At 51.8% G+C, this 20587-nt stretch carries 24 protein-coding genes; 17 read left to right on the top strand and 7 right to left on the bottom strand.

The features are described from left to right. Positions 1–214 precede the first annotated feature (214 nt). A complete protein-coding gene (locus tag UNDKW_RS18155) occupies positions 215–679 on the top strand; it encodes a DsrE family protein (protein WP_232063037.1) in 465 nt (154 codons plus the stop codon). Between the two features lie 160 nt (positions 680–839). Next, on the top strand, positions 840–1160 hold the full coding sequence (gene sugE, locus UNDKW_RS18150; protein WP_162059833.1) for a quaternary ammonium compound efflux SMR transporter SugE: 321 nt from the start codon (positions 840–842) through the stop codon (positions 1158–1160). Positions 1161–1387: 227 nt separating this feature from the next. Here sugE and UNDKW_RS18145 read toward each other — a convergent pair whose 3' ends face one another. Then, positions 1388–1678 carry a YciI family protein gene (locus UNDKW_RS18145; RefSeq protein WP_162059832.1) on the bottom strand — a complete coding sequence of 97 codons (291 nt, stop codon included), beginning with the start codon at positions 1676–1678 and terminating at the stop codon, positions 1388–1390. Positions 1679–1932: 254 nt separating this feature from the next. Here UNDKW_RS18145 and UNDKW_RS18140 point away from each other — a divergent pair, with 254 nt between their 5' ends. The 5 genes from UNDKW_RS18140 to UNDKW_RS18120 all read left to right on the top strand — a co-directional run bounded on the left by UNDKW_RS18140 (position 1933) and on the right by UNDKW_RS18120 (position 5127). Then, positions 1933–2382 (top strand): hypothetical protein, encoded by a 450-nt coding sequence (locus UNDKW_RS18140; RefSeq protein ID WP_162059831.1) that lies wholly within the window; start codon positions 1933–1935, stop codon positions 2380–2382. Positions 2383–2650: 268 nt separating this feature from the next. Further along, complete coding sequence (locus UNDKW_RS18135; protein ID WP_162059830.1) at positions 2651–3070, top strand: hypothetical protein; 420 nt, start codon at positions 2651–2653, stop codon at positions 3068–3070. Between the two features lie 125 nt (positions 3071–3195). Next, positions 3196–3660 (top strand): Rrf2 family transcriptional regulator, encoded by a 465-nt coding sequence (locus UNDKW_RS18130; protein ID WP_162059829.1) that lies wholly within the window; start codon positions 3196–3198, stop codon positions 3658–3660. Then, positions 3644–4561 (top strand): NAD(P)/FAD-dependent oxidoreductase, encoded by a 918-nt coding sequence (locus UNDKW_RS18125; RefSeq protein WP_232063036.1) that lies wholly within the window; start codon positions 3644–3646, stop codon positions 4559–4561. Before UNDKW_RS18130 ends, UNDKW_RS18125 begins: the two co-directional genes overlap by 17 nt. A gap of 128 nt (positions 4562–4689) precedes the next feature. After that, positions 4690–5127, top strand: a complete 438-nt coding sequence (locus UNDKW_RS18120) for a PilZ domain-containing protein (RefSeq protein ID WP_162059828.1) — start codon at positions 4690–4692, stop codon at positions 5125–5127. A gap of 521 nt (positions 5128–5648) precedes the next feature. Here UNDKW_RS18120 and UNDKW_RS18115 read toward each other — a convergent pair. Next, positions 5649–6017, bottom strand: a complete 369-nt coding sequence (locus tag UNDKW_RS18115; RefSeq protein WP_162059827.1) for an MmcQ/YjbR family DNA-binding protein — start codon at positions 6015–6017, stop codon at positions 5649–5651. Between the two features lie 125 nt (positions 6018–6142). Then, positions 6143–6562 (bottom strand): hypothetical protein, encoded by a 420-nt coding sequence (locus UNDKW_RS18110; RefSeq protein WP_162059826.1) that lies wholly within the window; start codon positions 6560–6562, stop codon positions 6143–6145. A gap of 139 nt (positions 6563–6701) precedes the next feature. Between UNDKW_RS18110 and UNDKW_RS18105 the strand changes: the two genes are divergently transcribed. The 3 genes from UNDKW_RS18105 to UNDKW_RS18095 all read left to right on the top strand — a co-directional run bounded on the left by UNDKW_RS18105 (position 6702) and on the right by UNDKW_RS18095 (position 8869). Continuing rightward, positions 6702–7526: a helix-turn-helix domain-containing protein gene (locus tag UNDKW_RS18105; protein WP_162059825.1), complete on the top strand. Its 825-nt coding sequence runs from the start codon at positions 6702–6704 to the stop codon at positions 7524–7526. A gap of 71 nt (positions 7527–7597) precedes the next feature. Next, the gene (locus UNDKW_RS18100) at positions 7598–8239 is read left to right on the top strand and encodes a glutathione S-transferase family protein (RefSeq protein WP_162059824.1); all 642 of its coding nucleotides are present in this window, start codon (positions 7598–7600) and stop codon (positions 8237–8239) included. A gap of 48 nt (positions 8240–8287) precedes the next feature. Continuing rightward, a complete protein-coding gene (locus UNDKW_RS18095; RefSeq protein WP_162059823.1) occupies positions 8288–8869 on the top strand; it encodes a YdeI family protein in 582 nt (193 codons plus the stop codon). Positions 8870–8894: 25 nt separating this feature from the next. Here the strand turns inward: UNDKW_RS18095 and UNDKW_RS18090 are convergent, their stop codons facing one another. The 3 genes from UNDKW_RS18090 to UNDKW_RS18080 form a co-directional block, all read right to left on the bottom strand. Further along, the gene (locus UNDKW_RS18090; RefSeq protein WP_162059822.1) at positions 8895–11495 is read right to left on the bottom strand and encodes an MXAN_6230/SCO0854 family RING domain-containing protein; all 2601 of its coding nucleotides are present in this window, start codon (positions 11493–11495) and stop codon (positions 8895–8897) included. A gap of 280 nt (positions 11496–11775) precedes the next feature. Next, positions 11776–12696, bottom strand: a complete 921-nt coding sequence (locus UNDKW_RS18085; RefSeq protein WP_232063035.1) for a hypothetical protein — start codon at positions 12694–12696, stop codon at positions 11776–11778. 51 nt (positions 12697–12747) lie between these two features. Further along, complete coding sequence (locus UNDKW_RS18080) at positions 12748–13347, bottom strand: short chain dehydrogenase (RefSeq protein WP_162059821.1); 600 nt, start codon at positions 13345–13347, stop codon at positions 12748–12750. Positions 13348–13492: 145 nt separating this feature from the next. Here UNDKW_RS18080 and UNDKW_RS18075 point away from each other — a divergent pair, with 145 nt between their 5' ends. Beyond that, positions 13493–14395 carry a LysR family transcriptional regulator gene (locus UNDKW_RS18075; protein ID WP_162059820.1) on the top strand — a complete coding sequence of 301 codons (903 nt, stop codon included), beginning with the start codon at positions 13493–13495 and terminating at the stop codon, positions 14393–14395. Here the strand turns inward: UNDKW_RS18075 and UNDKW_RS18070 are convergent. Next, positions 14390–14995 carry a rhomboid family intramembrane serine protease gene (locus tag UNDKW_RS18070; RefSeq protein ID WP_162059819.1) on the bottom strand — a complete coding sequence of 202 codons (606 nt, stop codon included), beginning with the start codon at positions 14993–14995 and terminating at the stop codon, positions 14390–14392. The two genes, UNDKW_RS18075 and UNDKW_RS18070, sit on opposite strands and share 6 nt — an antisense overlap. Before the next feature lie 278 nt (positions 14996–15273). Between UNDKW_RS18070 and soxC the strand changes: the two genes are divergently transcribed. From soxC to soxX, 6 genes are all read left to right on the top strand, one after another. After that, the gene (gene soxC / locus UNDKW_RS18065; RefSeq protein ID WP_162059818.1) at positions 15274–16638 is read left to right on the top strand and encodes a sulfite dehydrogenase; all 1365 of its coding nucleotides are present in this window, start codon (positions 15274–15276) and stop codon (positions 16636–16638) included. Next, positions 16622–17644, top strand: a complete 1023-nt coding sequence (locus UNDKW_RS18060) for a c-type cytochrome (RefSeq protein ID WP_162059817.1) — start codon at positions 16622–16624, stop codon at positions 17642–17644. The genes soxC and UNDKW_RS18060 overlap by 17 nt, the downstream gene beginning before the upstream one ends. 120 nt (positions 17645–17764) lie before the next feature. Then, a complete protein-coding gene (gene soxY, locus UNDKW_RS18055) occupies positions 17765–18253 on the top strand; it encodes a thiosulfate oxidation carrier protein SoxY (protein WP_162059816.1) in 489 nt (162 codons plus the stop codon). A 170-nt stretch (positions 18254–18423) separates the two neighbouring features. Beyond that, entirely contained in the window at positions 18424–18735 is a 312-nt protein-coding gene (gene soxZ / locus UNDKW_RS18050; RefSeq protein WP_162042322.1) for a thiosulfate oxidation carrier complex protein SoxZ, read from the top strand. Positions 18736–18748: 13 nt separating this feature from the next. Beyond that, on the top strand, positions 18749–19588 hold the full coding sequence (gene soxA, locus UNDKW_RS18045; protein ID WP_162059815.1) for a sulfur oxidation c-type cytochrome SoxA: 840 nt from the start codon (positions 18749–18751) through the stop codon (positions 19586–19588). A 10-nt stretch (positions 19589–19598) separates the two neighbouring features. Then, the gene (gene soxX / locus UNDKW_RS18040) at positions 19599–20234 is read left to right on the top strand and encodes a sulfur oxidation c-type cytochrome SoxX (RefSeq protein WP_162059814.1); all 636 of its coding nucleotides are present in this window, start codon (positions 19599–19601) and stop codon (positions 20232–20234) included. Positions 20235–20587 lie beyond the last annotated feature (353 nt).

The following is a 20587-nucleotide window of genomic DNA, read 5'->3' as shown; positions in this document are numbered from 1 at the left end:
AAATTGCGGAAAGGCCAACTTTAATCCAGATAAGCTGATGCAAGCAACCATTTTTAACATTCTTGTTTTTGTAGAATGCTTTTTTGCAACCTGTCAAAAAAGTAATGTGTTGCCAAATAAACCATGCAAGGAAGCAGAAAATTTCATGATCAGTTTGCCTATAAATCTGCTATTGTTGCCGCATAAATCAGCACTTTTAAATAGCGGAGTGAATATGAACCAGTTTTCCAACTATGGCCGTAATGTGGCAGCAGTCCTGGTCCTGTTAGTCAGCAGCCTGGGCCAGGCCAGCGTCATGGCACAAACACCCGCGCCTGCCAAAGCGCAGGCAACACAAAAATCCAAAGTAGTTTTTCAGGTCAGTGATGGCGAAAGCCGCAAATGGGAACTGGCTTTGAATAACGTGAAGAATGTCATCAAAGACCTGGGCAAGGAAAATGTCGAGGTAGAAATCGTCGCCTATGGCCCCGGCATAGACATGTTCAAGTTTGAGACACCCGTAGCAAGCCGCATAGAAGAAGTCATGAAGCTCGGTGCCCATGTCGTGATCTGCGAGAACACCATGCGCGCACAAAAAATCAGCAAATCAGACATGCTCGACAATCTCGATTATGTTGAAGCAGGCGTGTCGCAACTGATCAGGCGGCAGCAGCAGGGCTATGCTTACATCAGGCCGTGATGTGCAGCAGGGCGGTAGCTAAGCTATAATTTGCTCCTGGCATCATTGGGCTAATCAGCTCATTCAAGTGAATCCATACGGATTCCATCAGGAGGAACGACCTTCCCCAGTTTGGGAATGAATGTCCGGGACGGCCCGGCTCTTTGAAAGGAGAGCAGTCATGGCTTGGATATTATTGATACTGGCGGGGCTGTTTGAAGTCGTCTGGGCTTTCGCCATGAAGCAGTCTGAAGGTTTCACGAAAGTTGTCCCCTCTATCGTCACCATCGCAGGCATGATAGTCAGCTTTGCCTTGCTGGCCTTATCCATGCGTACCCTGCCATTAGGCACCGCCTATACCATGTGGACAGGCATAGGTGCCGTCGGTGCCTTTATTCTCGGGATCGTCTTCTTTGGAGAGCAACTGAATTTCATGCGCATTTGTGCATTGTTGCTCATCATCTGTGGCCTGGTCTTCATGAAAATGTCTTCACCGCACTAGTGGACTGTAACAGTGGAATCGAGAGTGAAAGACATGCGCCCGGCGCATCAGGGCAAGACGCAAAACACAGCGATAGCGGGGCTATCGCGAGTATTTGCAACGCAGCCATGATCGTCGCGCGCATGGCAGGCACTCCGATTTTCACTGTTACAGTTCACGAGATCGCTGTTTTTATGGCAAAGCCCTTGATCTGGCTTTGTATGCCAAGGGCTTTGAAGACTATATGCTCAAGCCAGCTTCAAAGCTTCCAGCGTGCTTTGCGTCGCCTTGCAATCAAAATCAATGATCTGGTAATCCGCGACATCTGCCTGCACATATGAATCTTCCGCCAGTATTTGCAAGAGCCTTTCCTTGCTGATGCTCTGTACGGCGATGATGCCGCCGAGCCCACTCTTTTTGGGGCCAGCGAACAGGAATATACCTTCCTTCAGGTAACGGCTCACCCATTCGCCATGGGCTTTGATATGTGGCTCTACTTCGCCAGGGTTTTTACTATAGCTGGCATTGAGTATGAACATGATGTTTTCCTGATTTATCTTGTATCTAAAGTGAGGGGCAAAAACTTGAATAGCTGCTGATTGCTGTTCAATGTTTTTATTTCTGTTCAACACATGCCGAACAGCTGATGTCAGTATATTTAGTGGTAATACTTTGATAAAGTAGCAACAGGTTTGTAGATAGCTAAGCGCTGGTGTTGAATCCGGCAGGTGCTTCGATTGGGCCGCGAGTACTCTTTAATTCGAAAGTCCACATTCATTCGAAAGTTCACATCATGACGGTGAGCTTGATCAGGAAAATTTCTTCCCTTCTTTTATTGCTTTGTTTTGTACTGCCTCTTTCCAAATGCGAATCAAAAATGCAGCCGCAAAAGGAAGCTCAATCGCAAACTGCAAATGACCAGGCTAAGCAAAATGAGGTGGGGAAAGAGGCCGTGAAAGTGGTTGCGAAAGATAATTTACTATATGGCTATGTCTTATTGATCGACGGTTGGGAGGACGTGCGCAAAAGCAAAACGCTGGCAAGCAGCTTGACCATGCTCGCAGTACTTGCCGTTTTTTTCTGCCTTGTGGGCTGCTGGTTTTTAAGGAAAAAACACAAGTCATCATTACCTTGCTGGCCAGTGTGCTTGCTGGCCCAGCCTTGTTCTTTTGGGTGCTGGTGTGGGGAACGCCGCAAGCCGGCGGTGTGCTGGCGATTGTCTGCTGGATCAGTTTATTCTTAGTCAGCCTGATCTATTGCTGGCGCTGGGCTTTCCATTGGTGGCGGCAAAGAAAAGCACTGGGATGAATAATCCCGGTGAACCAGAATTTGGAAAGAATGCACTGTGATCAAAAGTGTAAGCACTGGTGACAAAGTAAAATGACACGCACTGTGAGCGGCATTTTTCCAGCGTGAATTACTTACAAACATTTAGCCGCATGCTGTTCTTGAAACTTAGAATGCAAAACTCTTCAAGACATTCCAGGTTTTAACCACACAAGGACACCAGCATGAAAATTTCCAGACTCGCCGCCATCTCCTGCATCGCCTTGCTCTTGCCACTGACTGCATTTGCAGGCAAGGCAGAGCGCGACTTCATGAGCAATGAAGTTGAGCCCGCAGTCAAGGCTGCCACCAGCAGCTTGAAAACATCTTGTGGTTGCGACGTCAAATTCGATATCAAGGCCGACAGTTTTCAAAGCACTGACGACATGTTCAAGATCAAGTATTTTGCCGCTACCATCAAGGACAATGTTGCTTCCTATTGCGCTGATGCCGCGACAAAGAAAGCCATGTGCAAGATGAAGTCCATAGAATTCAGCAAGGCTGCGACGACTTACCTCAAGTTTGCTGGCGGTAAAGTCTCAGCAACGACTGATGGCACTTCCCAGCCTTCATGGGAAATGCTGACGAGGGAAGTGGATAAATAAAACTCATCGACCGCAAAAGATAAGAATGGGGTGGCCTGATCATGGCCACCCTTTTTTTATTGTGACTATTTTCTGTACTTTAAAAATCCCAGCACATTTCTCAATTATGTACTATCATAAGTTACATGAGAAAAGACAGTAAACTTTCTTCCATCCTCCACGTGCTATTGCACATGGCGCATGGACAACGGGCCATGACTTCTGAAGAACTGGCACAATACCTGACAACCAATCCGGTGCTGGTCAGGCGTGTGCTGGCGGGCTTGCGCAGCCGTGGCTACGTGAGTTCTGACAAGGGCCATGGTGGCGGCTGGGTGATTTCTTGCGACTTGCAAACAGTGACCTTGCGAGACATCTACGATGCCCTCGGCGCACCTACCGTATTTGCCATGGGCAACCGCAATGACAAGCCTGAATGTCTGGTCGAGCAAGTCGTCAACGAAGCACTCGCAACTGCCTTTGACGAAGCAGAGGCCTTGCTCATCGCCCGTCTGGGTGACGTAACGCTGGCTGATCTGGCGACAGAGTTCAGCCGCAAATTTAATGCACACAGCAAGAACAAGGGAAAAGGCCATGACCATCATCACTAAATGCATGATGTTTGATGCCATCATCATCGGTGGCAGCTATGCCGGGCTTTCTGCCGCCATGCAACTCGCACGCGCCAGGCGGCATGTGCTGGTCATCGATGGTGGGCAGCGCCGTAACCGCTTTGTTGAATACTCACACGGTTTTCTGGGACAAGATGGCAAGAAAGCCAGCGCCATTGCCAGTGAAGGCAAGGAACAGTTGATGGCCTATAAAACCGTCACCTGGGTAGAAGGGCAGGCAACATCGGTAGCTCGTCAGGATGATGGGTTTATCGTAACCGTTGAGGGACAGGGCAATTACCAGGCACGGAGGCTGATACTCGCCACCGGTGTGACAGATGACTTGCCCGCGATTGAAGGCCTGGCAGAACGTTGGGGCCGCAGCATCTTCCACTGCCCATATTGTCACGGCTATGAAATTGATAATGGCCGCATTGGTGTACTGGCTACCAGCCCGCTGTCGTATCACCATGCGATGATGCTGCCAGACTGGGGACAAGTTACGCTGTTCACCAATTTATGCTTTGAGCCAGATGCTGAGCAATTGGCGGCTTTGCAAAAACGTGGCGTCACAATAGAAGCCGCACCTGTGAGCAAAATCAGCGGCCTTGCCACGGTAGAGCTGCAAGACGGCAGGCAACATGACATGGATGGCCTGTTCACCATGGGCACTATTCGCATCAACAGTCCCTTCGCCACACAATTGGCTTGCGAAATGACAGAAGGCCCCATGGGCACGGTTATCCGCACCAATGAGATCAAGGCCACCAGCGTGCCCGGCGTATTCGCCTGTGGTGATGCCGCCCGCATGGCAGGCAATGTGGCAATGGCCGTGGCTGATGGCGCAATGGCAGGAGTGGCAGCTCACCAGTCCATGATCTTTGAGGCCAAGGCGGCATGATGGCGTGGTGGCTTGGTGGAGGAGAGAGGCAACGCATAGTCTGGTCATGTTCATGACATAAATCTGGAATAAATTTCTGTCTGCTGTTTTGACAGAAATTTCCTCCACCTGAACTGATCATTGATGCCATGAATCCATCTGAAAACCGTCGCCACCAACGCGTGCAATTCTTCTTAGTTCCCCTCGGTACCCACGAGATACGCCCGGTCTGGGTATTCAACTCCCCCAAGCATGCCGATGCCCTGCCAGCCCTGTTGGTCAATCTCAGCACAGGTGGCCTGCAGGTGCTGACTGAGCTTGAATCCGAAATGCCACCTGGTCAGTATCAACTGAGTTTTTTACCAGATGAAGCCCAACTTGACATGGCACTGGGCGATTGCCAGATACAACTGCTGTGGACAGAGCGGGAAGCTGGCATGCATACCAGATCAGGCTTTGCCTTTACCACGCAGATACCGGCAGAATTGCAGGATTTACTCGCGCATGAGGATGCAGCGAAGATGTTTTTGCGGTGTGTGATTATGCCGGTGAGTGAGGTGAGGGCAAACGATTTGGAGACGGTTTAAGGTTCTCTTAACTACGACGAACATTGTCTTCAGTTCGCAATATGATTACAGGTTGTGTTGATGTTGCTTTTGATTTTCGTAGTTCCCATGTGTCGGCGCCGTTTGTGCGGTACAGAAAATGGAAAAAGAAGAGCCGCTGTTTGAGCGAAGCGAGTTTCGGATCTTCCCATTTTTTGTACCGCATAAACGGGTACCCCCTTTAGGGGGCGACGACGCCTGGGGCGCCTTCTTTGGCATACCTTTCTTGGCGACGCAAGAAAGGTATGTAGCTGTCGGGCTACCCCCGACCAGCAATCGTCGATCACGTGAGAAGACATTTTAGAATCAAGTTCGTAGCCGCATGCAATTCTGATGGTAATGTACTTTGCAGTATGTTAAGAATGCCACTGAAGCGCCTACCTTCTAGATTTCAACCAAAAGCATGCAGGAATGACGTTAACACGAATATGGCTTATCAGAAGCAACGTGATAATTGCGACTAAAAAACTTTAAACATTGTCGGCACTAAATGGGCGTACAGTTCAATCTGCACCACCCACCAAAACCTCGTCCCGCTTTTTCTTCGTCAAGCCCGACAAAGCCTTTTGATAAGAATACTCCAGCAATTCCCGCAAATACTCTTCAGGAAATTGCTCGACAGCGACGATGGTGATCCAATGAAATCGTCCCATATACCGCGCCGGTTTTACGCCCGGCATATCAGTCAGCTCAAGAAAGCGAGCAGGTGTCACCCGTATGCTGAAACGCCAGCGCTCAGGCTCGCTGGTCTTGAAGTAGGCAAAGGATTTTTCACCCACGCTATAGGCCAGCACATTACTGGGAGCTGCGTGTAGTTTTTCGCTGGCGCCAGCATAACCGGCACATAATTTTTTGAGAGCAGCTAGTTTCATTGCAGGCTTAAGATCAATAGCAAAATGGGACTAAGTAAGTGTCTTAGTATATTGCAATTCCGGCAATCTTGCTTGAGAAGTAAGAGACAAGCCAGGCTTGCCCCTCATTACCAAGCACCAAGGCCTTAATTGCGCAGCCCACGATATTCCAGCACACTGAAAGCCAGCACCACCAGTGCCTGTACACTGACAAAAACAAATCCCAATATACTGGGTTCAAACCAGACTTCCATCGTCAATATGCTGGCGATGACCCAGCCCAGGTTGCCGAGTATGACGATCCATACCAGTGGGGCAGGCGGCTTTGTTTCGCCACCGGCACGGCTGGTAAAACCCACCAGTGCAGCAACCGGGAACAGGCTGGCACCTGCCATGAACAAAAAGTCTTTGGGCAAGCCCAGCAGGCCAGACAACAGACCAGACGTGGCAACCAGCAGCAAGCCCATGGCAAGGCCGGTGATGGCATCCAGTGCCAGTATGGTGCGCAGCGACAGGGCAGGGGCATGCAATTTAACGGCAGCAGATGCATTAGAAGCAGTTGACATGATGTATCTCCAAAAACAGTTGAGGGGATTGCAGTTTCGCTCTACATTTGCAGCGAGTCGATTACCTGACAGGTAATGGTGCTCATGCAACAGGGCAGGGATAATGCATCAGGTATCCATATTTCTTAAGGGAAGCGCAATGGCTCATCTCACATCGACGACAGCAGAACAGACGGAGGCACCAGTCGGTACCCTGATACGTGAATGGCGCACGCAACGCAAAATAAGCCAGATGGAGCTGGCGCTGGACATCGATATCTCGCCACGTCACCTGAGCTTTGTAGAAACTGGCCGTTCACGCCCCAGCGCAGAACTCTTGATGAGCATCGCCAGCCAGCTTGATGTACCCCTGCGTGCCCGTAATACCTGGCTGCTGGCAGCAGGCTATGCACCGCGCTATAGCGAACAGGGACTCGATACGGCCCGCATGGCGCAGGCCAAGGCTGCAGTGCAGCGACTGCTCGATACCCATGACCCTTACCCCGGCGTCGCGCTGGACAGGCACTGGAATGTGGTCTTGCATAACAGTGCGGCTGTAAAACTCATGAGCCTGTTGCCGCCAGAATTACTGGGGCCGGAAATCAATATTTTCAGAGCCAGTCTGCATCCGCAAGGCTTTGCGGCTTTCACTAAAAACTTTGCAGAATGGGGTAGCTATCTTTTGCAAGTCCTGCAAAGGCTGATGTTGAGTGCTCGCGATGAAGCCATCATCGCCTTGGTGGAAGAAGTGCATGCCTATCCCAATGTCATCGCCCTCAAACAGCAAACACCCGTCACGCAAGCGACAGAACCTTCTTTGCTGATACCCTGCATCATGGAGCTGCATGGCCATGAACTTTCGCTCTTCACGACCCTGACCACCTTTGGCAGCCCGCGCGACATCACCCTGCATGAACTGTGCGTGGAATTGTTTTATCCGGCAGATACACAAACCGAAGTTTTCTTGAAGGCGATGGGAGCATGATTGCTGCGATTATGCACATTCGCTAAATCTTGGTAAGATGCCTGTTCCCTTCCCATCCGAGGACAAGCATCATGTACAAACTGTATAGCCTCTGCCAGTCAGGAAATTCCTTCAAGGTCGCTTTCCTGCTGCGCGCACTGAACCAGCCTTTTGAGAACGCCTTTGTCGATATGTTCCAGGGCGTTACCCGCAGCAATGAATGGCGCGAGCAAGCCAATGAAATGGGGGAGGTGCCGATACTTGAAGACGGCGAACGCAGGCTGACACAGTCTGGCGTAATCCTCAGCTACCTGTCTAATAAGCATGGCGCTTTTGGCGGCAAGAATGAAGATGAAAAGCTCGAAGTGCTGCGCTGGCTTTTATTTGATAACCACAAATTCACCAGCTATTTTGCCAGCTACCGCTTCAATAAATCCTTTGGTCCCGCTGCCCCCGATCCGGCTGTCCAGGCCTGGCTGTTGGGGCGCATCGACAATGCCTTCACTATTGTCAACAAACATCTGGCAGGCCGAGAATACCTGGTCGGCGATGCACCAACCATCGCTGATTTTTCCCTGAGTTCCTACCTGTTTTATCCTGAAGAAGAGAGTGGCTACAAGCTGACAGACCGCTACCCGCACATCGTCGCCTGGCTGGACCGCTTGCGTGCCTTGCCGGGCTGGGCACATCCTTATGAAGTCTTGCCAGGTGAGCGGATTACGCCTAAGTGGTGAGCCATAATTTTATGTGAGCCATGCTGCATATTTTATCTGCGAGAAAATATGAACCCCAAAGTTGATGCCTACGTCAGCAAAGCCGAGACCTGGAAAGAAGAAATCGCGCAATTGCGCAGCATAGTCCTGGAATGCCTGTTGACTGAAGAATTCAAGTGGGGCAACCCCTGCTATACGCATGAGGATACAAATATCGTCCTCATTCATGTCTTCAAGGAATATGCTGCCCTGCTGTTTTTCAAGGGAGCGCTGCTAAAAGACAGCAAGGGTTTGCTGGTACAGCAGACCGAGAATACCCAGGCGGCGAGGCAACTTCGGTTCACCAGCGTTGATGAAATCAGCAAGAAAAAAACTGCAATCAAAGCTTATATCAAGGATGCGATTGCAGTAGAAAAAGCCGGGCTGAAGGTGGAATTCAAAAAGACGACAGAATTTAATATGCCTGAAGAATTCCAGATCAAACTTGACAGCATGCCCGCTTTGAAAAAAGCGTTTGAAGCCCTGACACCTGGACGACAAAGAGCATACCTGCTGCATTTCTCAGCCGCCAAGCAATCCAAGACCCGCGAATCAAGAGTGGAAAAAGCGATTCCACAGATATTGGATGGCAAGGGACTCAATGATGAATGAGCCCTTGTCAGCTGTCAGCGCAAGCTCAACTTAGCAGATCGCTGGCAGCCAGATTTCCTGTGATGGCTGCAGGTTTCAGGGCAAAGATTGCACTGCCTTCGGGCAAGGGCAGGTTACCTTCATACAGGGCTGCAAAAATGCTGCACTCAAAGTGCAATGCATCTGCGAGTAACTGCTGACCAGATTCACGTCGCAAGCGTGCCAGAAATGCCGCATTGGTTTCGTTCTCTGCACGTATAAAACGCTGCAAGCCCTTGCCGCGCAACAGCACTTCCTGGCCACGCGAGGCAGCATGCAGAAGGCATAGCTCATACATGGATGGACGCGTGCCGCTGGCAAAGTAGGCGATCAATTCGGGGCAAATGGTGGTGATGGCATTGTTTGAACTGGCGACATTATTCATGGCGAACATGCCTGTGGAATACATGTCCAGCCAGTGCAGGCGCGCCTCTTGCAGGTCGATGACCATGGGCAGGAAGATGCCATTGGCCCCTTGCAGATTGAACCTGAGCTCGACCGTGCGCGGGTCAAAATGATGCCCTTGAACATCGTCCCTGAACATGATGCCAGCATAGGCACGTTCCAGGTCTTCAAAAGCCATACCTGAATAATTATTCAAGACCACCACTGCATAGCGTATGCCTTGCAGTTGGGCTGCTTCAAGATCGACATCGACAAATTCACTGGCGCCATCAGGGAAGGGGGCGCTGGTGATATCGCCAGAACTGCTGGCGATATGCTGGCCATTTTTGCTCTGCAACTGCAATTGGTAATAAGAGCAAACTCCCTGATACTGCCAGTCAGTGTCATAAAAACCGACTGACAAATCGAGGTCAGTACGGCTGGCATTGTTCTCAGGCTGGCACCAGTGTAAAAACAGGCGTGCTGTTTTTTCTGGCGTGACAGCAATGCTGGAGCCGCGCGGCAGGCTGATCGCTGATTTGCTGGCAGTTCTCTCATTGAAAGGTACGATGATGTCTTGTAATGCCCGGTCTATGATGAATTGATCATAGTGGGGTTTTGCAGCAAAGCGCTGCATGAGTTGTTCTTCCAGCGCGGTGACTATTTCTACTATGGTATTTGCGTCCAGGTTTGCTCTGGTCTCAGGTGCAAACACTGCTTTGGCAACCTGGCCCTTGGGCCAATATATCCTGGTTTTTACAGCTTGTCTCCTGACTGGCAGGTGAGCCAGTAAAGTGAGCAGCACTGGTGTGGCAAATTGCGGCAGTGCCTTCTGAAAAGCAGACTTGACCTGGGCAAGTGCCGTTTCATCGGTACCCGCAGTTCGCAATAGTAAATCCAGGCGGCGCGCAAGTTCACCCGGCCTTTGCGCCAGCAATCCAGCCATGGTGCCTGCATCGCCCAGGCGCAGGCTGGCTTCGAGCTTACCGTAAAAAGTCTGGAAGGCAGGCGCTGGCGTGCCGTCGGCAGATTTTTTGCGGATGATGGTAAAGGCGGCTGCCACCTGAGGGTAGCGGTTTTTGTATTCATGCGGATGCAGGAATTCGCCCATCCATACCCAATACGACCTGTGCCTGAGCATGTCTTCAGTCAGCAAATCAGGACGCAGGCTTTCCATGAAGCCTAGAAGCGACTTGCGTAGTGGGCGGCTCAGTTTGGCAACTTTAAAGCGTTTGACCAGCCGGGTGACTTGCATATGGGTGTGGCGTTTGGCCCAGGCTAGCCAGTGGCTGGATTCAAACCATAACCGGTATTTTTTGACACCACGCATTTCTGCAATGGCGAGTTGCCGGTAAACAGTTTGGCCCTGTAAGGCGGGGTCAGCGCCCGAATAGGCTGCGATCAGGCGCAGCACATCGGTGGCAGTGCTGATATACGATTTTGCTGCATCCATGACCAGGGCAGGCTCACATTGCTTCAACAAGTTGCCAAATAAAAGGGCAATGTTTTCACGCACAGGTATTACTTCCGGCAACCATGGTATGACTGCCATCCCATACTCTTGCACGATGGCGGTGAAGTCGTCCTTGTCCACTGGAGACATGGCCTGTTTGCGCTCGCACAGGCTGTGCAAGAGTTCTTTTGCTGCGGCATCTACATCCTGGCCCAGATCCAGCAGCTTGAAAATAATGTTTTCTTTTGGCTGCTGGCGTGCTAGGGCTGGCTTGAAGAATGCTGACGACTCTGTTTGCTGGCCGCAGATGGGGCAGGCAGAATAATTGCTGCCATCATAGCAATGACTGCATGCCACATGCTCACATGGCGCCAATACATGTGTGCTGCCAGTTTGTGAACAGAACAGACAGGGCTGATCAGCTAGTTGCAGGAAGTGGCTGAGCACACGTTGACGCCACAGTGCATGCGTATCTACGGGCACATCTTCAGGGAAGCGACGAAATTGCGGCATCAACTGCTGGTTACCGCCGACCTTTTCCAGTAAAACTTTCCATACATGCTTTTGGATCTGCGTCAGTGCATTGGCACTCTGGCTTTGCAAGGCCAGACGCAGACGGGTGGAGACGGCATAACCCAGTTTCGCCAGATTGATTTCAAAAGCTTGCAGATGGGATTCTGGCAGCAGGCTGGCGTCTGTGCCTGCTTCTACAAAAACCAGATGTTTTCTTCTGAGCAGTAAAGCCTGTGTCGCAGAAAATGGCAAAGTCATGCACGCTTCCAACAAAAAACGGAAGAGGGCCCGAGCCACCTTCCGCTGATGAACAAAGTATCCCTGATATGAAATCAGGTGAAGAAATAAGTTGCGAAGGAAATCGACCGGGCTGTTTCAGGTTGTAGAAGGAAGCCCAGTCTGAGCCTTCGCAATACAGATGCTAGCGCAAGTAGCACCCGGAGATCAAGGGTTTGGGAAAAGGATAGGTTTGAAAGCGATGCGCTAAAACCCCGGCCCTTCATACCGTATTCCGCTCGATACGATGAGGCCGATGTCATCACCCAGCGAGTCTGCTGCCAGGGTAAGGGTGTTTGCTGGGATGCTGCTCTTCATGGTAATTCGGCGCACGGGTTTCCATGGTGTGAGCATTACCCAGTACAGTCGTTGTCGTCAGTGCGGCTTTGTCACTACCCCAGCAAGCGAGGGCAGAATTGCGGTTGCCGTGCAGGTCTATGATGATGCGCCTGGCCTGTTCTTCTGACAGTTGCCCTTTAGGTGGCGCTGGTCTGGTCTTCGGTGGCAGGACGATGGCATCACCTGGTGCCACCCACAGGTCTGCCAGCGAGATTTCCTGCACATAGGGGCGCCAGCGTGCCACGCTGATGACCAGGGGTAAGTCATCCTGCGAAAAGAAGATGTGAGGAAAGTCATGGAACTCAAGGTCAGTGGGATTATGGGTCAGCAACTCGCGCCGCCGGCGGCCTCCTATGTAGGGGGACTGGTGACCTGCCCATTTCCCATACGTGTATTGGGCCATGATCATGCCATCGTATTCAAAGCGCAGGCATTCACCGCTTTTCAGTAGGGTCATGCCAAAGGCCTGCACGCTTTCCCTGGTGGCGGTGATTGCTTCGTAATGGACTTCTGCCACCTTGAAATTGAACTCGGTAATCTGGTAAGGGTGACCATCATTCGGTATGGTCTTGGGCTGGTGGCTGATGCCCTTGTATTTTGTACCCAGCTCAAGATCGGGATTATCTTTGGCGATGCTGATCTCGGTGCCAAAAGCCTGGCGCAATTGTCTGCAGTGACCGCGCTCGTTATACAGGTAAGGATATACGCCGGGCAGCAAGTCTATATAAGGCCCATCTTCTATGAAGATGGGGGCATCAAAGTTTTCATTATTCAAGGTAGCACTCCCGGTCGCATGGATGATGGCCGCTGGCACGCATTGCTGCCAGCGGCGTTGCAGGGCCATGCTAACTGGTAATCGCTGTTTTGCGCTATTTTTTTGATAAGTCCTGCCTACCTAGCGCACAGCGTAAACCTGCCCGGTTTGCGCCCCTTCCACGCTCCTGGCGTAGGCCAGCCCCACACGTTTTGCGGATACTGCTTCAAAGCCAGGGAAGAAGCTGCCCAGTGCCGCGACCGAGGCTTCCAGCAAGCCGGGGCTGACAACATTGATGCGCAAGCCGCGTGGCAATTCTATTGCTGCACCGCGCACAAAACCTTCGATGGCGCCATTGACCATCGCAGCGCTCGCGCCAGCACGTATTTGTATGTCGCCGACGAAACCGCTGGTCAGCGTGATAGAGCCGCCATCATGCAGATAGTCCTGGGCAATGCGCGCAACATTCACCTGGCCCATGAGCTTGCTGTTGAGGCCGATATGATAGTGCTGTTCTTCGATTTCACCCAATGGGGCAAAATGCACATGGCCTGCCGCGACCACCACGCCATCGACCTTGCCAGTGTGGGCAAACAGTGCCTGTATCTGTTCGCTACTGCTGATGTCCAGCTGTATGTCACCGCTGCTCTTGCCAACGCGGATAAGTTCATGACGGGCACCGAGTTCATTGCTGATAGCGCTGCCTACTGTGCCGTTGGCACCGATGATGATGAGTTTCATGGTTTGTTCCTTTCGTGGTGATTGCATGAATTTACATAATTCTGGAGCTGTGTTTCAGGAATTAAGTATCCTCCGATTTTTAATGTGGATAAATATCTAGGAAAAGCATATATTGCAAACTCATGGTTAGTAATTGAGGTAAGCAATGGATAAATTGCGCAGCATGGAAGTATTCGTCGCCGTTGTCGATGCAGGCAGTTTTACGGCTGCCGCAGCGCAGTGCGAAATCTCGCCTGTCATGGTCGGCAAACACATACAGTTTCTGGAAGAACTGCTCGCTGCGCGTCTGTTGACACGCACGACGCGCCGCCAGAGTCTGACCGAGCTGGGTTTGCAATATGCCGAGCAATGCCGGGCCATACTGGCGCAGATCAGTGAGGCAGAGTCCGGTGCCGCCAGGATGCGTGGCGGTGCCCGTGGCGTGCTGAAGATCACCTCCCCCGTGACCTTTGGCAGTGAATTGCTGGCCCCGGCCATGGTTGATTATCTCGCGCAATATCCCGAGATGCGCGCCGACCTGCACATGAATGACAGACTGGTGGATGTGGTCGAAGATGGCTATGATGCCGCCATACGCATAGGCAGGCTGGAAGACTCCACTCTGATTGCCCGCCCGTTGCGGCCTTACCGCATGATGATCTGTGCCGCGCCTGCTTACCTGCAACGCAAGGGCATACCGCTTAAACCTGCCGATCTGACAGCGCATGAATGCCTGGATTTTTTACACTGGAACAAGCATGTGCGCTGGCGTCTGAGCGAAGATGTCACGGACATCCCCGTCAGCCGCCTGCGTTCGAATAATGGCCAGGCCTTGAAGAGTGCTGCCGTGGCGGGTTTCGGTATCGTCATGCAATCTGAACTGCTGCTCGCCAGTGAAGTTGCTGCAGGCAGACTGGTGCCACTGATGGAAGACTACCTGCCTGCATCACGCCCCATGCATTTGCTTTATCCTCGCGACAGGCAGCCCACGCCCAAGCTTTCTACGTTTATAGAATTTATGGTGGGTAGGTTTGGTTTGCCAGCAAAGGCACATGCGGTCTCATCATAAGGATGCATTCTCTTTTGCAAGTTGATTTTTTTGTCGCAGTGCAATCAGCAGACTGACCAATAATCCCGCAACAAACCCATACAAATGCCCGGCCTTGATAGCTGCTATCGCATGCACATCCAGCGCTACTTGTATGGCGACTACCAGGCCGGCAAACCAGGTCACTTTGCTGCGTGGCTGCAAGACCAACGCGCCTGCACACAAGGCCATCAGCGCCTGTGAGGCACCGTCGGTGACGAGTGCAGGGTAGTGCCAGACGCTGGCAGCTTGGCCGGTGAGGCCGCCAATGAAGTAAATCGCCAGCAGGGCCAGCCAGCCTCTTGCCCTTTCCAGGCTGCTGGCAATGATGAGTATGGACAAGGCATTGAACAGCATGTGCAGGAAATGTACATGCAGGAATTGCGAGACCAGCAAACGCCACCATTCATGGCTGGTGAACAGCTCCCCGGTTGCCGCACCCAACTGCGGCAGGAGTACGGATTTTTGCGAGGCAAAAAAAGATTTTCCGAAATACAGGACAGAGCAAGTCCAGCCCGCCAATATCAGCACAAAGAGAAGAATTGCTACAGGCGATATGGGTAAAAGTTTTTTCTGGCTCATCTTGCTGATTTTGCATGCTTATGCGAGAGCAAGAATTTATCACGAAAGCAGCTTTGCAAGCCCAGGGATTTTTCATTTGTGCATTGCACAAAAGAAAGTATTTGCCTTTTATCCTTCCTTATTTAATTATATGCGCAAATAGTATTATTTGAGCTTGATCAAAAACAGATCGTGAAAACTGTGCTTGGAGAATAAACTATGCTGTCACTGATAGTACGGATGGTGGCAGCATACAGGCGCAGCATGAACCCAGTATCTCATTGGAAAGTTTCAGTCTCATGTCTATCCAGATAAAAAAGTCCGGTCTTTTGCGCCGTGCACCCGAGAATTTTTTGGATGCACCATTGCGCGAGGCCATTACTGAGCAAGGCTTGAATGATGAGCGTCGCGGCTTCTTGCGCAAGAGCTTTGCAGCCGCCACGGCAGCCTTGGCAAGCGGTGCAGCCATGGCCAGACCTGGCAGCATGCCTGAAGATGATGGCGACCCGCTGATACTGAATTTGCAGGATCAGGCCAAGACACTCGGCAACCCGGTTGTCATGCAGGGCTATGGCCAGCCATCCAAGTTTGAAAGTAATCTGCAGCGCCGCCAGTCACCTGGTCTCACACGGGTGCCACAGGCTTCCGTGTCGTTCGCACCCTTACAGGGCTTCTTTGGCATCATCACACCGAATGGCCTGCATTTTGAACGCCACCATCAGGGCTGGATAGATATCGACCCTGCACAACACCGCTTCATGATCAATGGCCTGGTACGCGAAGCCAAGGTGTATACCATGGATGACCTCATGCGCCTGCCTTCAGTATCACGTATGCACTTCATCGAATGCGGTGCGAACAGCGCGACTGAATGGGGTAATGTCGCCGTGCCGACCGTGCAATACACCCATGGCATGCTGAGCTGTTGTGAATACACAGGTGTGCCCTTGTCTGTCCTGCTCGATGATTGTGGTATAGACCGCAAGAAAGCCAAATTTGTCCTGGCCGAAGGTGGCGATGGTTCCGCCATGACGCGCACCATCGATATCGCCCGTGCCATGGATGATGTTATCGTTGCCTATGCCATGAACGGTGAAATGCTGCGGCCAGAAAATGGTTATCCGCTGCGCCTGGTCGTACCCGGCGTCCAGGGGGTGTCCTGGGTCAAGTGGTTGCGCCGTATCGAAGTTGGTGACCAGCCCTGGGCCGCCAAGGATGAAGCGATACATTATATAGACCTGCAACCCAGCGGCCTGCACAGGCAATATACCTCGGTGCAAGAATGCAAGTCCGTCATCACCACACCTTCTGGCGGGCAGATGCTGCTGGAAAAAGGTTTTCACAATATCACCGGCCTGGCTTGGTCAGGCCGTGGCAAGGTCAAGCGTGTCGATGTCTCTGCTGACGGTGGCCGTAGCTGGCGCACCGCCAGGCTGGAGGGACCAATACTGGGCAAATGCCTGACCCGCTTCAACATGGACTGGAACTGGGATGGCGGGCCAGCGATCTTGCAATCACGGGCGATAGATGAAACCGGCTATGTACAACCCAAGATCAACCAGTTGCGCGAAGTGCGCGGCACCAAATCGATTTATCACAATAATGCTATTCAATCGTGGAAAATCAATGAAGACGGCGAGGTCAGCAATGTACAAGTGGCCTGAGTTGCGTAAGTCTTTATCTGTCCTTGTGCTGGCTGGCTTCAGTCTTGCCGCCAGTGCTGCAGACTATAGCAATATAGGCCGTGCGGCGACCCCTAAGGAAGTCGCTGCCTGGGACATTGATGTGCGCCCCGACTTCAGGGGTTTGCCCAAAGGGCGCGGCAGTGTCGATCAGGGGCAGCAGGTATGGGATGGCAAATGTGCCTCCTGTCACGGTACCTTCGGTGAATCGAACCAGGTTTTCACACCCATAGTCGGTGGCACGACAAAAGACGATGTCAAGAATGGCCGCGTCGCTGCATTGACGGGCAATAGCCAGCCGCAACGTACCACCCTGATGAAAGTCGCCACAGTTTCTACCTTGTGGGACTACATCAACCGCGCCATGCCCTGGAATGCACCCAAGACTCTGACCACCGATGAAGTGTATGCCGTCACCGCGTATATTCTTAACCTGGGAGGCGTTGTTGCTGACGACTTTACCATGTCGGACGAGAACATCGCCGAAGTGCAAAAGCGCATGCCCAACCGTGATGGCATGACAGAGAAACATGGTCTGTGGCAAACCAGCGGCAAGCCAGATGTGAAGAACACTGCCTGCATGAAAGACTGCCTGAAGGAAGTCAAGATCACTTCTGAACTGCCAGCCTTTGCCCGTAGTGCGAACGGTAACCCGGTAGAGCAAAACCGTACTATTGGTGCCGTGCGCGGTATCGATCTGAGCAAGGCTGCCGTCATCAAAGTCAGTGCGCCAGCCGCAGATGAAGGTTTGAAACTGGCCAAACAATATGCCTGCACGGCCTGCCATGGCGTCAAGGACAAAGTAGTGGGCCCCGGCTTTGCCCAGATCGCTGCAAAATACAAGGGTGACGCCAATGCGGAAGCCAATCTGATCAAAAAAATCAAGACGGGCGGCAGCGGTGCCTGGGGCGATATCCCCATGCCACCGCAAGGCCATATCAAGGATGCAGACATCAAGACCATGCTGGGCTGGGTCATGCGTCAGTGAGCATCGTGCAGCGGCAAGGTTTTTTCAGTTTTGTCATATCGATGGAACGATTTCGCGTTAAGCTTATCAAACTTTTTTAGTTCGCACTATAGCGGCAGTACGCTTACTCAGGAGACAGTAATGAAGCAGGCATTCAAGATCAACGATGACGGCCAGCAACGCCGTGATTTTTTGCGCATATCCACAGTATTTGGCCTGGCCTTTGCCGCTGGTCTGCTCAAACCATCCGATGTATTTGCTGCAGAATGGCAAGCCAAGGCTTTTGAAGCCAAGAGCCTGCAAGATGCGTTTGCTGCGTTGGGCGCGGGCAGCCCTGCTGTCAGTGCTGATGTCATCATTGGCGCACCGGACATTGCAGAAAATGGTGCCGTGGTTCAGGTTAACGTCAGCAGCAAGGCCGCCAATACAGAATACATTGCGATCTTGATTGAAAAAAATCCAAATGCCATGTCGGCAGCATTTACCATACCCGAAGGTACTGAACCCCAGGTAGGAACACGTGTCAAGGTCGGCGAAACGTCGAATGTGCATGCTCTGGTGAGGGCCGATGGTAAATGGCTGGTTGCATCGAAAGAGATCAAGGTTACTCTGGGTGGTTGCGGCGGTTAATTTTTAGAGTTTCAGGTCAGGTGCTACTGTGATGCATCGTAAGCCTGGAGAAGCAGATACAAGCGGGTTTCTCTGTGCACCTCTGTGTCTCCGTGCCTCTGTGGTGAGCTTTCAGGTCTTGACCAGTCTTAATCAAGTATCTATTTAAAATTAGCAAAAAAGGAGACATCATGGGCGATCCTATGCGTATTCGGGCGGCAGTTGTAGGCGAAGCTGTCGAGGTAAAAGTATTGATACGTCACGATATGGAAACAGGTCAGCGCAAGGACCTTGAAGGCAAAGTTGTTCCTGCCCATTTCATCAAGACACTGCAAGCAAAATGGAAAGACAAGCTGGTGCTGGACGCGCAATTTGGCCCCTCTGTATCCAAAGACCCGTTTTTGTCCTTCAAGTTCAAAGGCGGTGTTAAAGGAGAAAAAGTATCGGTTACCTGGACAGACAACAAGGGTGATCAACGTAGTGATGAAGCCGTCATCGCCTGAAAAGGAAAGAACTATGTCATATGCTGTCTTTAAACTTGCGCAAGCCGTGCCGCTAGCGGTCTGTGTCGCGTTGTGTGCAATGTCTGGTTCTGCGAAGGCACAAGCCGCTTCTCAAACTTCTGCAACTGAAGAAATCGCCAAATACCGCCAGATGCTGGCCGATGGTAATCCGGCAGAATTATGGGAAATGCGCGGCCAGGAACTCTGGCAAAAAAAGCTTGGCCCCAATCAGGCGTCGCTGGAGCAATGTGATCTGGGTAAAGGCCCAGGCGTGACCAAGGGTGCGTATGCAGAATTGCCGCGCTATTTTAAAGACACCAACAAGGTCATGGACCTGGAGCAGCGCCTCATGCACTGTCGCATGAATCTGCAAGGTCTGACACGTGAGCAAGCGGTGAAAACACCTTTTGGTTCTGCCGGTAACCCGTCTGATATCGAAGCCCTGGTGTCTTTTTTGACGGCAGAGTCACGCGGCATGAAACTGGCGATCAGCACCAAGCATCCGGCAGAAAAACAGGCCTATGAAATCGGCAAGAAGATATTCTATTACCGCGCCGGTTCCCACGATTTTTCCTGTGCATCCTGCCACTCGGCAGATGGCCAGCGCATACGCCTGCAAGACTTGCCGAATCTGAACAACAAGGAAAATGCCCAGGCAGCTTATTCAACCTGGCCCGCTTACCGCGTTTCGCAAGGTGAAGTCAGGACCATGCAGCACAGACTCAATGACTGTTTCCGCCAGCAACGCTTCCCCGTGCCTGACTATGCGTCAGACACCATCACTGCACTGACCATGTTCCTGGCAAAATCTGCCGATGGCGCGGTCATGAATGCACCTGCATTGAAACGCTAAGGGGATAGGCATGAAAAATTTACGCATAAATCCACGCATAAGCCATATCAGTATCTTGCTGTTAGCCATCGGTAGCACGGCACTGGTTTCTGCTGCTGAACCAGACTATGCCAAAGCCGCACTGGAAATGATGAAATCTGATTTCAAAGCCAAGGGCCCGGCTACCATGGAGCGCATGGTGCAACAGGACGAAGCCCAGGCCCTGTGCAGCGCCAACCCGCAAGGACTGAAAGCCAAGCCAGCCAAGAAGCTCGAACAGGCACAACTCACGACGGTTAAATATCCGGCGGATGGTCAGTATATGGGCGACTGGAAGAATGGCGAAAAAATCGCTCAGAATGGCCGTGGCATGCAGTCTTCAGACGCGATGGGTTCAGTCAATGGCGGCAATTGCTATGCTTGCCACCAGATGAGCAAGACAGAAATCTCGTTCGGCAATATCGGGCCTTCGCTATACCAATACGGCAAGCTGCGTGGTGCTGGCCCCGATATCGTGAAATATACCTGGGGCAAGCTGTATAACGCACAGGCCTATAACGCCTGTTCCCGTATGCCGAGGTTTGGGCATAATGGGGTATTGACTGAGGCGCAGTTGAAGGATGTGATGGCTTTGTTGCTGGATGGGGAATCGCCGGTGAATAAGTGAATGGGCTCTCCTTCCCCTTCAAGGGGGAAGGTTGGGATGGGGTTTGGTTGATAAACGGCATTTATATTGACGTCATTCCTGCGAAGGCAGGAATCCAGTGACGTTCAATGCTGTGCCGTGTTTTGATTAAGACGATTGCCCTTCGTAGAACCAGGCCGGGTTTCGGCCCGGCAGCCGAATCCCTTTCTTTGCTTCGCCAAAGAAAGGAATCAAAGAAAGGCGACCGAGGCGTCGCTGCCCCTTCGGGGTTCCCTTTGCTGCAAGTCAAAAAATGGGAAAGTCCGAAACTCGCCTGCGGCTCAAACAGCGGCCTTTCTTTTTCCATTTTCTGTCTCGCAGCAAAGGCATCGACA

The sequence above is a fragment of the Undibacterium sp. KW1 genome, from assembly GCF_009937955.1.
Lineage (GTDB): Bacteria > Pseudomonadota > Gammaproteobacteria > Burkholderiales > Burkholderiaceae_D > Undibacterium.
This window is presented reverse-complemented; position numbering and strand designations above follow the sequence as displayed.

Excerpts from the sequence above, each read along its gene's own strand:
- UNDKW_RS18155 (WP_232063037.1), top strand. The coding sequence starts at position 215 with ATGAACCAGTTTTCCAACTATGGCCGTAATGTGGCAGCAGTCCTGGTC.
- sugE (WP_162059833.1), top strand. The coding sequence starts at position 840 with ATGGCTTGGATATTATTGATACTGGCGGGGCTGTTTGAAGTCGTCTGG.
- UNDKW_RS18145 (WP_162059832.1), bottom strand. The coding sequence starts at position 1,678 with ATGTTCATACTCAATGCCAGCTATAGTAAAAACCCTGGCGAAGTAGAG.
- UNDKW_RS18140 (WP_162059831.1), top strand. The coding sequence starts at position 1,933 with ATGACGGTGAGCTTGATCAGGAAAATTTCTTCCCTTCTTTTATTGCTT.
- UNDKW_RS18135 (WP_162059830.1), top strand. The coding sequence starts at position 2,651 with ATGAAAATTTCCAGACTCGCCGCCATCTCCTGCATCGCCTTGCTCTTG.
- UNDKW_RS18130 (WP_162059829.1), top strand. The coding sequence starts at position 3,196 with ATGAGAAAAGACAGTAAACTTTCTTCCATCCTCCACGTGCTATTGCAC.
- UNDKW_RS18125 (WP_232063036.1), top strand. The coding sequence starts at position 3,644 with ATGACCATCATCACTAAATGCATGATGTTTGATGCCATCATCATCGGT.
- UNDKW_RS18120 (WP_162059828.1), top strand. The coding sequence starts at position 4,690 with ATGAATCCATCTGAAAACCGTCGCCACCAACGCGTGCAATTCTTCTTA.
- UNDKW_RS18115 (WP_162059827.1), bottom strand. The coding sequence starts at position 6,017 with ATGAAACTAGCTGCTCTCAAAAAATTATGTGCCGGTTATGCTGGCGCC.
- UNDKW_RS18110 (WP_162059826.1), bottom strand. The coding sequence starts at position 6,562 with ATGTCAACTGCTTCTAATGCATCTGCTGCCGTTAAATTGCATGCCCCT.
- UNDKW_RS18105 (WP_162059825.1), top strand. The coding sequence starts at position 6,702 with ATGGCTCATCTCACATCGACGACAGCAGAACAGACGGAGGCACCAGTC.
- UNDKW_RS18100 (WP_162059824.1), top strand. The coding sequence starts at position 7,598 with ATGTACAAACTGTATAGCCTCTGCCAGTCAGGAAATTCCTTCAAGGTC.
- UNDKW_RS18095 (WP_162059823.1), top strand. The coding sequence starts at position 8,288 with ATGAACCCCAAAGTTGATGCCTACGTCAGCAAAGCCGAGACCTGGAAA.
- UNDKW_RS18090 (WP_162059822.1), bottom strand. The coding sequence starts at position 11,495 with ATGACTTTGCCATTTTCTGCGACACAGGCTTTACTGCTCAGAAGAAAA.
- UNDKW_RS18085 (WP_232063035.1), bottom strand. The coding sequence starts at position 12,696 with ATGGCCCTGCAACGCCGCTGGCAGCAATGCGTGCCAGCGGCCATCATC.
- UNDKW_RS18080 (WP_162059821.1), bottom strand. The coding sequence starts at position 13,347 with ATGAAACTCATCATCATCGGTGCCAACGGCACAGTAGGCAGCGCTATC.
- UNDKW_RS18075 (WP_162059820.1), top strand. The coding sequence starts at position 13,493 with ATGGATAAATTGCGCAGCATGGAAGTATTCGTCGCCGTTGTCGATGCA.
- UNDKW_RS18070 (WP_162059819.1), bottom strand. The coding sequence starts at position 14,995 with ATGAGCCAGAAAAAACTTTTACCCATATCGCCTGTAGCAATTCTTCTC.
- soxC (WP_162059818.1), top strand. The coding sequence starts at position 15,274 with ATGTCTATCCAGATAAAAAAGTCCGGTCTTTTGCGCCGTGCACCCGAG.
- UNDKW_RS18060 (WP_162059817.1), top strand. The coding sequence starts at position 16,622 with ATGTACAAGTGGCCTGAGTTGCGTAAGTCTTTATCTGTCCTTGTGCTG.
- soxY (WP_162059816.1), top strand. The coding sequence starts at position 17,765 with ATGAAGCAGGCATTCAAGATCAACGATGACGGCCAGCAACGCCGTGAT.
- soxZ (WP_162042322.1), top strand. The coding sequence starts at position 18,424 with ATGGGCGATCCTATGCGTATTCGGGCGGCAGTTGTAGGCGAAGCTGTC.
- soxA (WP_162059815.1), top strand. The coding sequence starts at position 18,749 with ATGTCATATGCTGTCTTTAAACTTGCGCAAGCCGTGCCGCTAGCGGTC.
- soxX (WP_162059814.1), top strand. The coding sequence starts at position 19,599 with ATGAAAAATTTACGCATAAATCCACGCATAAGCCATATCAGTATCTTG.